The sequence below is a fragment of the Streptomyces resistomycificus genome (genome assembly GCF_001514265.1).
Classification (GTDB): Bacteria; Actinomycetota; Actinomycetes; order Streptomycetales; family Streptomycetaceae; genus Streptomyces; species Streptomyces resistomycificus.
This window is the reverse complement of record NZ_KQ948989.1, coordinates 413079-424977: the sequence shown is the minus strand read 5'-3', so window position 1 is coordinate 424977 and position 11899 is coordinate 413079. Positions and strand designations below refer to the sequence as shown.

Here is an 11899-nt window from a genome sequence, read left to right as displayed (position 1 = left end):
GCGGGAGCGGCGCGGACGGCGGACGCCTCGCAGGCGAGGCCGGCCGGCAGGGCGGCCTCGCCGACGGGCGGGGCAGCCTCGCCGACGGGCGGGGCAGCCTCGCCGACGGGCGGGGCAGCCTCGCCGACGGGCGGGGCAGCCTCGCCGACGGGCGGGGCAGCCTCGCCGACGGGCGGGGCGGCCTCGCCGACGGGCGGGTGATCCCGGAACGGCGCCGTGGGGCGGCCCGTCGCGGCACAGCCAATCGCATCGCCGGGCCGCCCCGGCCAGCCGGTGACGTGGTGGAACCTCGGCGCTCCCGGGCCGGCGGGGACACCCCGGCGCGAGCCGTGCTGGGGCGGGTCTGCGGCCAGGGGTCCTGGCCTGGCCGGGTCCGTGGCGTTGCGCGGTTCCGAAAAGGGGTGGAAGGCTGGAAACCGGCACCGGATCGGGGAGCGCCCGTGGTGCATGCGGTTGGCCGACGAGCGCCGCCTGTGCCCCGTTCGCCCGCGACCGACCGCCGACCGCGAGGAGGACGCGTCCGCCCTCAGCACCTGGAGGTACCCGTGAACAGCGCCGACGGATGGGGCGACGACGTCTACCAGCCCGACGGATCGGAGATCCAGGACGACGCGGGCCTGCTGGACGCGGAAGACACCCTCGAGGACGACGGTGTCAGCGACCCTCTCGACCGGGGCTGGTCCCCTCCGGAACGGCCCTGGGCGGTGGAGCACAGAGGCGTGACCGCCGCCGAGCGCCGAGAGGGCGAGACGCTCGACCAGCGGCTCGCCGAGGAGAGGCCCGACGTCGCCACCCCCGAGGACGACGGCATCGGGGACTGCGAGGGCACCGACGGGGAACTCCTTGACAACGAGGTCGGCTCGGCCCGCTCCGGTCGCCTGGTGGCCCCCGACGAGGGTGCGCACGAGGACGAGGAGAGCGCGCTGGTCGCCACGGACGTGGGCATCGACGGTGCGGCCGCCTCCGCCGAGGAGGCCGCGATGCACATCGTCGACGAGGATGCCCTGTCCGGCTGATCTCGCCGTTCCCGCGCCTTCGGGCGCCCCACCGACGCCGCAAGAGGAGTGTTCATGCAGCAGGACAAGCACCCCGACTACCAAGAGGTCGTCTTCCGCGACCGCGCCGCCGGCTACGCCTTCCTGACCCGGTCCACCGCGACCAGCGACCAGACCATCGAGTGGGACGACGGCAACACGTACCCGGTGGTCGACGTGGAGATCTCCTCGGAGAGCCACCCCTTCTACACCGGCAAGGCGCGGACCGTGGACACGGAGGGCCGCGTCGCCCAGTTCGAACGGCGCTACGGCGGCGGGGCGAGCTGATCCCACCCCAGCCGGAATCCCGGCGGAGGTGAGGCCGCCCGGGGCGCTTCGGGCACTCAGATGAAGTTGAGCGCCGCGGCGCAGCCCACTCCCCCGAGCAGCATGAACGCCGGCATCAGCACCTTCAGCTCGACCCAGCTGCCGGCCCGGAACCGCATCACCTTCGGCGGACCGATCGGGTACCAGCGCTTGCGGCCGACCGGGATCGGCCACAGGATCGGGCAGCCGGAGACGGTCAGCGCGTCCCCGATGTCGTGCACCAGCGCGCCCAGCAGGATCGGCAGGCCCAGCCACAGGTACTCCTGGCCCGGCGCGGTGAACAACCAGTCCGAGCCGTTGCCCGGCTTGTCCAGGACGCCGGCGAGGATCCAGGAGCTGGTCGCGGCCAGCAGCCAGACCAGGACGTCGGCGCTCGAGCCACGGGTCGCCCGCCACAGCAGCCCTTCGATGGCCAGCACCATGTGCACGAAGAGCAGCGCCAGCACGGCCCAGCGCCCACCGGTGATCGCGGCGGCCGAGGCGCCCGCGCCGATCATGACGGCCCACAGCCAGGTGTGCGTGAGCGTGCGGTGTCCGCCGGAGCGGCGCGGATCGCCCTGCTTCTTCGTGGCCTTGTAGACGGCGTAGGAGAGCTTGTCGACGATCTCGCACAGCCCGCGGGAGATCGGCCCGAAGGCGCGCGAGATCGTGGCCGCCTTGTGGTCGAGGTCCGGGGCGAGTGCCGCTCCGGCGCAGATCAGCGCTCCGGCCAGGAGGACCGGCCAGGGCATCGTGTGCCCGGCCGCCGCGGCGGCCGCACCGACGCCGAGCCAGGCGGCGGCGCCCGACAGTGAGTGTGCTGGTCCCATCATCGCGGTGGCCCGCCCCATTCCTCGTGTGCCGCTGTCCAGTTGACCCGGTGCGCTGACGCTCCGTCGGCGACACAGCGTAGCGTTCGCGATCTTCGTGCCCGCATCCGATTCCCCTGTAAGGCAGGAGGGCAGGCAAGATGGGTGGGTGACCCTCATCGATCAGCTGCCGCCGACCGCCGACCCCGACGCCTTGTACGACGCCTTCGAGGCGTGGGCCCAGGAGCGCGGTCTCACGCTCTACCCGCACCAGGAGGAGGCGCTGATCGAGGCTGTCTCGGGTGCCAACGTGATCGTGTCGACGCCGACGGGCTCCGGCAAGAGCATGATCGCGGCGGGTGCGCACTTCGCCGCGCTGGCCCGTGACGAGGTCACTTTCTACACGGCTCCGATCAAGGCGCTCGTCTCGGAGAAGTTCTTCGAGCTGTGCAAGATCTTCGGCACCGAGAACGTCGGCATGCTGACCGGCGACGCGTCCGTGAACTCGGACGCGCCCGTCATCTGCTGCACCGCCGAGGTGCTCGCCTCGATCGCCCTGCGCGACGGCAAGCACGCGGACGTCGGCCAGGTCGTCATGGACGAGTTCCACTTCTACGCTGAGGCCGACCGCGGCTGGGCCTGGCAGATCCCGATCCTGGAGCTTCCGCAGGCGCAGTTCGTCCTGATGTCGGCCACGCTCGGCGATGTCTCGATGTTCGAGAAGGACCTCGCCCGCCGCACCGGCCGGCCGACGTCGGTGGTCCGCTCGGCCACCCGCCCGGTGCCGCTGTCCTACGACTACCGGCTCACCCCGCTCACGGAGACGCTGACGGAGCTGCTGGAGACCAGGCAGGCGCCGGTCTACATCGTGCACTTCACGCAGGCGCAGGCCGTGGAGCGGGCGCAGGCGCTGATGAGTATCAACATGTGCACCCGCGAGGAGAAGGACCAGATCGCCGAGCTGATCGGCAACTTCCGCTTCACCACCAAGTTCGGCCGCAACCTCTCCCGCTACGTACGCCACGGCATCGGCGTCCACCACGCCGGCATGCTCCCCAAGTACCGCCGCCTGGTGGAGAAGCTCGCGCAGGCCGGTCTGCTCAAGGTCATCTGCGGCACGGACACTCTCGGCGTGGGTGTCAACGTGCCCATCCGCACCGTGCTGTTCACCGCGCTCACCAAGTACGACGGCACGCGTGTGCGTACCCTGCGCGCTCGTGAGTTCCATCAGATCGCCGGCCGCGCGGGCCGCGCGGGCTTCGACACGGCGGGCTTCGTCGTGGCCCAGGCTCCCGAGCACGTGGTCGAGAACGAGAAGGCGCTCAACAAGGCGGGCGACGACCCGAAGAAGCGCCGGAAGGTGGTCCGCAAGAAGGCACCCGAGGGCTTCGTCGGATGGTCGGACACCACCTTCGAGAAGCTCATCTCCTCCGACCCGGAGCCGCTGACCTCCCGTTTCCGGGTGACGCACACCATGCTGCTGTCGGTGATCGCCCGGCCCGGCAACGCCTTCGAGGCGATGCGCCATCTCCTGGAGGACAACCACGAGCCGCGCAAGCAGCAGCTCAGGCACATCCGGCGGGCGATCGCGATCTACCGCTCGCTGCTCGACGGCGGCATCGTCGAGAAGCTGGACGAGCCGGACGCCGAGGGCCGCATCGTCCGGCTCACGGTCGACCTCCAGCAGGACTTCGCGCTCAACCAGCCGCTGTCCACGTTCGCCCTCGCCGCGTTCGAGCTCCTCGACCCCGAGTCGCCGTCCTACGCGCTGGACATGGTCTCCGTCGTCGAGTCCACGCTGGACGACCCGCGGCAGATCCTCGCCGCCCAGCAGAACAAGGCGCGTGGCGAAGCCGTGGCCGCGATGAAGGCGGACGGTGTCGAGTACGAGGAGCGCATGGAGCGCCTCCAGGACGTCACGTACCCGAAGCCTCTCGAGGAGTTGCTCTTCCACGCGTACGACACGTACCGCAAGAGCCATCCCTGGGTGGGCGACCACCCGCTGTCCCCGAAGTCCGTCATCCGCGACATGTTCGAACGGGCGATGTCCTTCACGGAGTTGGTGTCCCACTACGAGCTGGCCCGTACCGAGGGCATCGTCCTGCGCTACCTCGCCAGTGCCTACAAGGCTCTGGACCACACCGTCCCGGACGACCTCAAGTCCGAGGATCTCCAGGATCTGATCGAGTGGCTCGGCGAGATGGTGCGCCAGGTGGACTCCAGTCTGCTGGACGAGTGGGAGCAGCTCGCCAACCCGGAGGAGATGACCGCCGAGGAGGCCCAGGAGAAGGCCGACCAGGTCAAGCCGGTCACCGCCAACGCCCGCGCCTTCCGTGTCCTCGTCCGCAACGCGATGTTCCGCCGCGTCGAACTCGCCGCCCTCGACCATGTGGAGGAGCTCGGCGGGATGGACGCCGAGTCCGGCTGGGACGCCGACGCATGGGGCGAGGCGATGGACAAGTACTGGGACGAGTACGACGACCTCGGCACCGGCCCCGACGCCCGCGGTCCCAAACTGCTGGTGATCGAGGAGGAGCCGCAGAACGCCCTGTGGCGCGTCCGTCAGATCTTCGACGACCCCAACGACGACCACGACTGGGGCATCAGCGCTGAGGTCGACCTGACCGCCTCCGACGCGGAGGGCCGTGCGATCGTCCGTGTCACCGACGTCGGCCAGCTGTGAGCACAGGAGAGAATCACCCATGACGAACCCGGCCGAGAAGCTCGTCGACCTGCTCGATCTGGAGCAGATCGAGGTCAACATCTTCCGCGGGCTCAGCCCGAACGAATCGCTGCAGCGGGTCTTCGGCGGCCAGGTCGCCGGCCAGGCACTGGTCGCCGCCGGCCGCACCACGGAGGGCGACCGCCCCGTGCACTCGCTGCACGCGTACTTCCTGCGTCCCGGAAGGCCGGGAGTGCCGATCGTGTACCAGGTCGAACGGGTGCGGGACGGGCGGTCCTTCACGACCCGCCGGGTCACCGCCGTGCAGCAGGGCCGCACGATCTTCAATCTCACCGCCTCCTTCCACAAGCCTGAGCAGGGGAGTTTCGAGCACCAGCTGCCGCCCGCGCGCAAGGTTCCGGACCCGGAGTCGCTGCCGACGGTCTCCGAGGAGATCCGGGAGCATCTGGGGGCTCTGCCCGAGCAGTTCGAACGCATGGCGCGCCGGCAGCCCTTCGACATCCGTTACGCGGACCGGCTGCGCTGGACCACCGAGGAGGTCAAGGACTCGGAGCCGCGCAGCGCGGTGTGGATGCGCGCGGTCGGGCCGCTCGGCGACGACCCGCTCGTGCACACCTGCGCACTGACGTACGCCAGCGACATGACTCTCCTGGACGCCGTGCGCATCCCGGTCGAACCCCTGTGGGGGCCGCGGGGCTTCGACATGGCGTCGCTGGACCATGCCATGTGGTTCCACCGGCCCTTCCGTGCGGACGAGTGGTTCCTGTACGACCAGGAGTCGCCGATCGCCACCGGCGGCCGCGGGCTGGCCCGCGGCCGGATCTACGACGTGGAGGGACGGCTGCTGGTGTCGGTCGTCCAGGAGGGGCTTTTCAGGGCGCTGTAGACCGCGTCCTGCCTCGGCGCAGCCACCCCATCAGCCTTCGGGGTGGCTGCGTCTCGTCGGGCACGGGTGAGCGAGGGTGGGCCGCCCCGGTGGCCGGTTTCGCCGCGGGGCGCGGGGCGGGCCTGTGCTGCCGGGCCTCCTGCAGCACCCGGGCCAGATCGGCCCTCAGCCAGCCGATCTCGTCCGAGTCGTCCGCCGTCATGATCCTCTCGGCCAGGCGCGCGGCCGGGGAACCCGGTACTCCGTGAGCGGGTGGCCCCGGCCGGAAGCGGTGCAGATGGGAGCGCTCGTAGGGGTCGGGGACGAGCTCCGCGATCTTGATGGGGTCGAGGAACGCGGCCACGGCCCCGGCCTGCTCCCAGGGGTCGCCGGCCTGCCGGAGCAGGAACCCCAGGTGGCGTCCGCGCCAGTTGCGGGCACGCAGGTCCAGTCCGGCGTCCAGTTGGTCACGCAGCCCCTCGGGCATACGGGCCGTCAGCAGCCGGGTGTTCTTCTGGTCTGCCGCGAACTGGCGTAGCTCCTCGGCCAGGTACTGCCAGACCACGGCCCGGTAGCGGTTGAGATAGAACGTCACGGGAACGACCAGGCCCAGGCGGGCCAGGCGGGTGAACCGGCCCGGCGACACCTCCATGAGGGCCGCCGCCTCGGTGGTGCCCACCGCTTTCACGCGGTGGCGCAGGTATTCGGGAAAGCCTTCACGCGAGGTCAGCCTGTCGATCTCGGAGCGGGCGACACGAGGTGGCCCGCCTCCTGCGTCGGGCACCGTCTGGATGTGGCCGAGGTGCACGGCGAGATCGAACTCGCCCCGCCTGAGCCCCAGTTCTCGTGCCGCACGGCTCGGCGCGCAGGAGGGACGGTGCTGTGTGGTGATGGTGTCGACGGACATGATCGGTCTCCCCCGTGGAGTCGGTCGCTCACGCTGTGTGCGTTCGCCGTGACAGAACCGTAGCCGGTCCGGCGGACATCGCGAGGAGCCTGTGGATAACTCCACGGGGATGAGGAACGTGCAGGTCAGAGGTCCGCTGCCGGGCTGCGCTCGGGCTGTCGGGCGTCCACGCCGAGGTGCTCTCCGACCCGGTTGACGAGCAGGGTCATCTCGTAGGCGATCTGGCCGATGTCGGCCTCGGCGCCGCTGAGCACGCACAGACAGCTGCCGGTGCCCGCCGCGGTGACGAACAGCACCGCGTCGTCGAACTCGACCATCGTCTGGCGCACCCTGCCCGCGCCGAAGTGCCGTCCCGAGCCCTTGGCGAGGCTGTGCAGTCCGGACGAGACGGCGGCCAGATGCTCCGCGTCCTCACGGCGAAGCCCGGTGCTCGCCCCCGTCACCAGCCCGTCGTTGGACAGGACCAAGGCGTGCCGCACGTGTTCGACGCGCTCGGTCAAGTCGTCCAGCAGCCAGCCGAGTCCCTCGTTCTGCCCCATGCTTCCCGTCTCCCCGTGTGACGTCTCCTCCGCGCCGGAGGATCCCCCCGCCAGCCTTCACCACCACCGGCGCGCGGGCAAGGAGGATAGGGACATGGCACAGAAGATGACCGACATGGAGTGGCGGGAGTTCGTCTCGCACGGCACCCGCACCGGGAAGCTGTCGACGGTGCGGGCCGACGGGAGCCCGCACCTGACGCCGATCTGGTTCCTGCTCGACGGGGACGAGATCGTGTTCAACACCGGCAAGACCAGCGTGAAGGGGCGCAATCTGGCGCGGGACGGCAGGGTCGCCCTGTGCGTGGACGACGACCGGCCCCCCTTCGACTTCGTGGTGATACAGGGTGTGGCCAGGCTGTCGGAGGACCTCGACGAGGTCCGCGACTGGGCCGGCCGCATCGGCGCACGGTACATGGGCGAGGAGCGGGCGGAGGAGTTCGGCGCCCGCAACGGCGTTCCAGGTGAACTCCTCGTCCGCGTCTCGATAGAGCGTGTCCTGGCGCAGAAGGCCGTCGCCGACTGAGACCGGTGCCCGGGTCAGCCGACCGAGTCGAGCAGCCGGGCGGTGTGCATCCGCCCGGCGTACTCGACCAACCGGATCAGCACCTCCTTCCCGGAGTCGCGGTCACGGGCGTCGCAGAGCACCACGGGTGTGCCCTGGTCGAGGTCCAGCGCGCGTGAGACGTCCTGGGCGCCGTAGGTCCGGGCGCCCGAGAAGCAGTTGACGGCCACCACGAACGGGATGTGCCGGTGCTCGAAGTAGTCCACCGCGGGGAAGCAGTCCTCCAGTCGGCGGGTGTCGGCGAGGACCACGGCACCGAGAGCGCCCTGCGACAGCTCGTCCCACAGGAACCAGAACCGGTCCTGGCCCGGGGTGCCGAAGAGGTAGAGCGACAGCCCGGAGCGGATGGTGATGCGGCCGAAGTCCATGGCCACCGTCGTGGTGACCTTCTGGTCCACGCCGTCCGTGTCGTCCACCAACTGGCCCGCTTCGCTGAGGAGTTCCTCGGTGCGCAGCGGTCGGATCTCACTGACCGCTCCCACCAGGGTGGTCTTGCCCACGCCGAACCCGCCGGCGACGAGTATCTTCAACGCGAGGGCGGCCGTCTCGCCGTCCTGGGCGTCGGAGTCATCGGAGACCATCGATCACTTCTCTCGGGAGGGCCGGCAATCGGTCGACGTCGACAGGTGTATGCATGGTGGCAACTAAGGCTTCGTTCTGAGGGATCGGACCGCTGTTCGCCCCATCTGACCGAGTAGCGCCTCTTCGTTGCCCGAACGGGTGAGCAAGTAGGCGCGAAACGGATCCGGGTGGCTTCTCGACTTCCATCTACAACGCTCGCAGTCCCTCGATCACCTCGCGCAGAATCCGTTCGTCGGGCAGTTGCGCGGGCGGCACCGGACGGCTGACGGTGACACAGCCGAGTTCGAGCAGATCACCGAGGAGCACTCTGACCACGCCCAGGGGCAGGTCGGCGCCCGCGGCGAGCTCCGCGACCGACTGCGTCTCCGGGCGGCACAGGTCGATCAGTGCCCGGTGTTCCGGGCCGAGCGCGGTGTCGTCGTCGACGACGGGCGCGCCCGCGTCCAGCGTGACGAGGGCGATCAGATCGAAGCGCACCCCGGTGGGGCCGGGTTTGGTGCGTCCGCCCGTCATCGCGTACGGCCGTACGAGCGGCCCGGCCTCGCCGTCGTACCACTGGCTGCCCAGCTCCCGCGGAGCGCCGGTCATGTCCTCGGTCATCTGCGTGGACCGCCCTCTCGCCTCATCCGGCGGCGGGAGGCCGCGCGCCGACGCGCGTCGGCGTGTACAGGTGCTCGCCGACCCGCTTGACCAGTCGTGCCATCTCGTAGCCGACCAGGCCTATGTCGGCGGTCACGGCGGTGAGGACGGCGAGGCAGGAGCCGTCCCCCGCGGCGGCCACGAACAGGAATCCGTCGTCCATCTCCACCATGGTCTGGCGCACGCCCCCGGCGCCGAAGTGCCGGCCCGTGCCCTTGGCCAGGCTGTGGAAGCCGGAGGCGACAGCGGCGAGGTGTTCGGCGTCCTCGCGCCGCAGATCGGTCGACGCGCCCACGGCGAGCCCGTCGTTGGACAGCACCACCGCGTGCCGTACCTCGCTCACGCGCAGCACCAGGTCGTCCAGCAGCCAGTCGAGTTCGCCGGACCGCTGGGCGGCTCTCATGCTCGGGTCCTGGATCATGCGGGGTCTCCTTCGCTGCTGTCGCTGCCCGCCGGGAAGTCCGGGGTGGCGCCGCGGCCGGGCTGCCTGCCGCCGCCGCGGGCCCACCCGTCGCGGTACGCCGCCATGCGGTCCCGTACGAGTTCGGGGGTGCGTCGGTCGTCGCCAGGGGGCACGGTTGTCTGTTCCTGCTCCTCGGAGCGCCGCTCGCGCAGTTGGGGGGCGAGGTTCGCCTGACGCACCCGGCGCGGGAGGTCTTCCGAGTCCTCGGGGGAGTCGTCCGGGGGGCGGTGCAGACGCAGGGCGGTGACGCCCGGGGGCGGGGTGTCGTTCGTGGCCCGGGCCGCGGCCGGTGCCGGCCCCGGTGCGCCCAGTGCGGGGCGGTCCGCCGATGCCGGGACGGACTCCTGGTGCTGTGCGGTCGCGGCCACGCGCGCGTACTCGTGTTCCGCCGGCCGCTCCGCCTCCTCGACCCGGCGGGGAGAACGTTCCGCCGTGGTCGCGTGGAGCAGTGCCGTGGGCAGCAGGACGACCGCTGTGGTGCCGCCGTAGGGCGAGGTGCGCAGGTGGACCTTGATGCCGTGCCGGGCGGCGAGCCTGCTGACCACGAAGAGGCCGAGCCGGTCGCTGTCGAACAGGTCGAGTGCCTCGGACTGTTCGATGCGCCGGTTGGCCTCGGCGAGCGTTTCCCTGCCCATGCCCAGCCCCCGGTCCTCGACCTCGACGGCGTAGCCGTTGCCGACGGGCTCTCCGGTGACGCGCACGCGTGTGTGCGGCGGCGAGAACTGGGCGGCGTTCTCGATGATCTCGGCCAGGAGGTGGGTGAGGTCGGCGACGGCCGCGCCCACGACGGACGCGTCGGGGAGTTGCCGTACCTCTACGCGCGCGTAGTCCTCGACTTCCGAGACCGCCGCGCGCACCACGTTGGTCAGCGAGACCGGCATGCGCCAGGCGCGGCCGGGTGCGGCGCCGGAGAGAATGATCAGGCTCTCGGCGTGACGTCGCATACGGGTGGTGAGGTGGTCGAGCCGGAAGAGGTCGCTGAGTTCGTTCGGGTCGTCGGAGCGGCGTTCCATGCTGTCCAGCAGGCTCAGCTGGCGGTGGACGAGGACCTGGCTGCGGCGGGCGAGATTGACGAAGACGCCGGAGATGCCGCTGGCGAGTTCGGCGCGCTCCACGGCGGCTCGGAGGGCGGCGCGGTGCACTGTGCTCAGCGCTTCGGCCACCTGTCCGGTCTCGTCCTCCGAGGGCGGCCCGGGCGGGGCCTCGGCCTGTACGTCGATCTCCTCGCCCCCGCGCAGTTTGCTCATGGCTTCGGGGAGCTTGCGACGGGCGATCTCCAGAGCGCTGTTGCGCAGGCTCACCAGCTCGATGACCAGGCCGCGTCCGATGCGTACGGAGATGACCAGTGAGGCGGCAACGGCGACGAGTCCCAGAAGCACAGCGGCGCCGGCAGGGGTGAGCAGACCGCGGGTGAACGGGTCGGCCCGGTCGGCGACAGCGCGTCCGGCGTCCGCCTCGATGGTGCGTATGCCGTCCTGCACGCGCGCGTGTGCCGCGGTCCAGGCGGCTTCAGGTGCCGCGTCGATCGCGCGGGAGCCCGCCCCGACGGCGAGGATCTTGTCCTCGGTGGCGCCCACGGTGGCGTAGGCGCGGCCGTCGGCGAGGTCGTGCCAGGCGGCGCGTTCGGCACCGCTCAGGTCCGCGACGGCGGACTCGGTGAGGGCGCGCCGGGTGTCGACGGCGCCGGTGAACAGCCGCAGCCGCTCGCCCGAGAGGCCGCCGGTCAGGCGTGCGCTGGCGAGGACGACGTCCTCCTGGGCCAGGGCTTCTCCCGCGCGGGAGAACTCGAGCAGCACGCGTGCGTCGGAACCGAGTTCGGCGTCCTGGATGCCGGTGAGGGCGCCGCCCACCGCGAAGGCGCTCCTGATGGTCTTCGTGTACCGGCCGTAGGTCTCGTCCCAGCCCGCTCGGCGGTCGAGCACGGCCGCGCGCAGCGAACGCAGTTGTTCGGCGCCGGTGACGAACGCTTCGAGGCGCTCTGCCACTCCGGAGGGCAGTTCCTCGCTGTCGGCGATGGTGTGGTCGCCGCCGAGCCGTAGTTCGGCCACCGCGCGGTCCGTGCGGTCAGCGAGCTTCTTCAGGTCGTCGCCCTGCCCGGCGGACGGGTCGGTCGCATGGCGTACGGCGGCCGCCCGCTCGGTCTGGAGCGCGGCCACGGCCGCCGCGACGGGGGTGCGGATGCCGGAGTCCACCCGTTGCAACTGCCTCAGGCGGGCGACGTCCTGAGCGGTGGTGACGGTGGCGTACGCCCAGAGGGCGAGCAGCGACACGACCGGCACCATGAGAAGGCAGACGATCTTGGCGCGGACCGTCCTCGGACGCATCAGCCGGCGTCCCACGCGCGCGGGCGTGTCGTCCGGTATCGCGCCCACGGGTTCGTCCGGAGGTTCTTCGGCCGGCGGTCCGGCGTGGGCGCGGCGGCCGCGCACGGGGGGCTGGGTCGGCGTCTCGGCGCCGGTTGTGGGGGTCCTACGCGGTGTACGCATGGCCTCCTCGCTCGGGAGTGGTCG

12 protein-coding genes are annotated in these 11899 nt (G+C 71.2%); 5 read left to right on the top strand and 7 right to left on the bottom strand.

Features of this window, described 5'->3' with window-relative positions:
• The first annotated feature begins 545 nt into the window (after positions 1 to 545).
• Both AQJ84_RS07075 and AQJ84_RS07070 read left to right on the top strand, forming a co-directional pair.
• Complete coding sequence (locus AQJ84_RS07075) at positions 546 to 1016, top strand: DUF5709 domain-containing protein (protein ID WP_053191639.1); 471 nt, start codon at positions 546 to 548, stop codon at positions 1014 to 1016.
• 54 nt (positions 1017 to 1070) lie between these two features.
• Positions 1071 to 1322 (top strand): type B 50S ribosomal protein L31, encoded by a 252-nt coding sequence (locus AQJ84_RS07070; RefSeq protein WP_030037671.1) that lies wholly within the window; start codon positions 1071 to 1073, stop codon positions 1320 to 1322.
• Positions 1323 to 1378: 56 nt separating this feature from the next.
• Here AQJ84_RS07070 and AQJ84_RS07065 read toward each other — a convergent pair whose 3' ends face one another.
• Complete coding sequence (locus AQJ84_RS07065) at positions 1379 to 2173, bottom strand: metal-dependent hydrolase (RefSeq protein ID WP_030037672.1); 795 nt, start codon at positions 2171 to 2173, stop codon at positions 1379 to 1381.
• 145 nt (positions 2174 to 2318) lie between these two features.
• On the opposite strand from AQJ84_RS07065, the gene AQJ84_RS07060 reads away from it, so the two are divergent.
• Together AQJ84_RS07060 and AQJ84_RS07055 are read left to right on the top strand one after the other, a co-directional pair.
• On the top strand, positions 2319 to 4832 hold the full coding sequence (locus tag AQJ84_RS07060; RefSeq protein ID WP_030037673.1) for a DEAD/DEAH box helicase: 2514 nt from the start codon (positions 2319 to 2321) through the stop codon (positions 4830 to 4832).
• Between the two features lie 19 nt (positions 4833 to 4851).
• The gene (locus AQJ84_RS07055) at positions 4852 to 5718 is read left to right on the top strand and encodes an acyl-CoA thioesterase (RefSeq protein ID WP_030037674.1); all 867 of its coding nucleotides are present in this window, start codon (positions 4852 to 4854) and stop codon (positions 5716 to 5718) included.
• On the opposite strand, the gene AQJ84_RS07050 is transcribed toward AQJ84_RS07055, so the two are convergent.
• The gene (locus tag AQJ84_RS07050) at positions 5705 to 6604 is read right to left on the bottom strand and encodes a DUF6397 family protein (RefSeq protein WP_030037675.1); all 900 of its coding nucleotides are present in this window, start codon (positions 6602 to 6604) and stop codon (positions 5705 to 5707) included. The genes AQJ84_RS07055 and AQJ84_RS07050 overlap by 14 nt on opposite strands.
• A gap of 125 nt (positions 6605 to 6729) precedes the next feature.
• Positions 6730 to 7143, bottom strand: coding sequence for a roadblock/LC7 domain-containing protein (locus AQJ84_RS07045; protein ID WP_030037676.1), 414 nt, complete (start codon positions 7141 to 7143; stop codon positions 6730 to 6732).
• A gap of 94 nt (positions 7144 to 7237) precedes the next feature.
• Here AQJ84_RS07045 and AQJ84_RS07040 point away from each other — a divergent pair, with 94 nt between their 5' ends.
• Positions 7238 to 7666 carry a PPOX class F420-dependent oxidoreductase gene (locus tag AQJ84_RS07040; protein WP_030037677.1) on the top strand — a complete coding sequence of 143 codons (429 nt, stop codon included), beginning with the start codon at positions 7238 to 7240 and terminating at the stop codon, positions 7664 to 7666.
• Between the two features lie 14 nt (positions 7667 to 7680).
• Here the strand turns inward: AQJ84_RS07040 and AQJ84_RS07035 are convergent, their stop codons facing one another.
• The 4 genes from AQJ84_RS07035 to AQJ84_RS07020 all read right to left on the bottom strand — a co-directional run bounded on the left by AQJ84_RS07035 (position 7681) and on the right by AQJ84_RS07020 (position 11875).
• Complete coding sequence (locus AQJ84_RS07035; protein ID WP_030037678.1) at positions 7681 to 8286, bottom strand: GTP-binding protein; 606 nt, start codon at positions 8284 to 8286, stop codon at positions 7681 to 7683.
• Positions 8287 to 8473: 187 nt separating this feature from the next.
• On the bottom strand, positions 8474 to 8887 hold the full coding sequence (locus AQJ84_RS07030) for a DUF742 domain-containing protein (RefSeq protein WP_030037679.1): 414 nt from the start codon (positions 8885 to 8887) through the stop codon (positions 8474 to 8476).
• 22 nt (positions 8888 to 8909) lie between these two features.
• Positions 8910 to 9347, bottom strand: coding sequence for a roadblock/LC7 domain-containing protein (locus tag AQJ84_RS07025; protein WP_030037680.1), 438 nt, complete (start codon positions 9345 to 9347; stop codon positions 8910 to 8912).
• Positions 9344 to 11875, bottom strand: a complete 2532-nt coding sequence (locus AQJ84_RS07020) for a sensor histidine kinase (protein ID WP_053191637.1) — start codon at positions 11873 to 11875, stop codon at positions 9344 to 9346. The genes AQJ84_RS07025 and AQJ84_RS07020 overlap by 4 nt, the downstream gene beginning before the upstream one ends.
• Positions 11876 to 11899 lie beyond the last annotated feature (24 nt).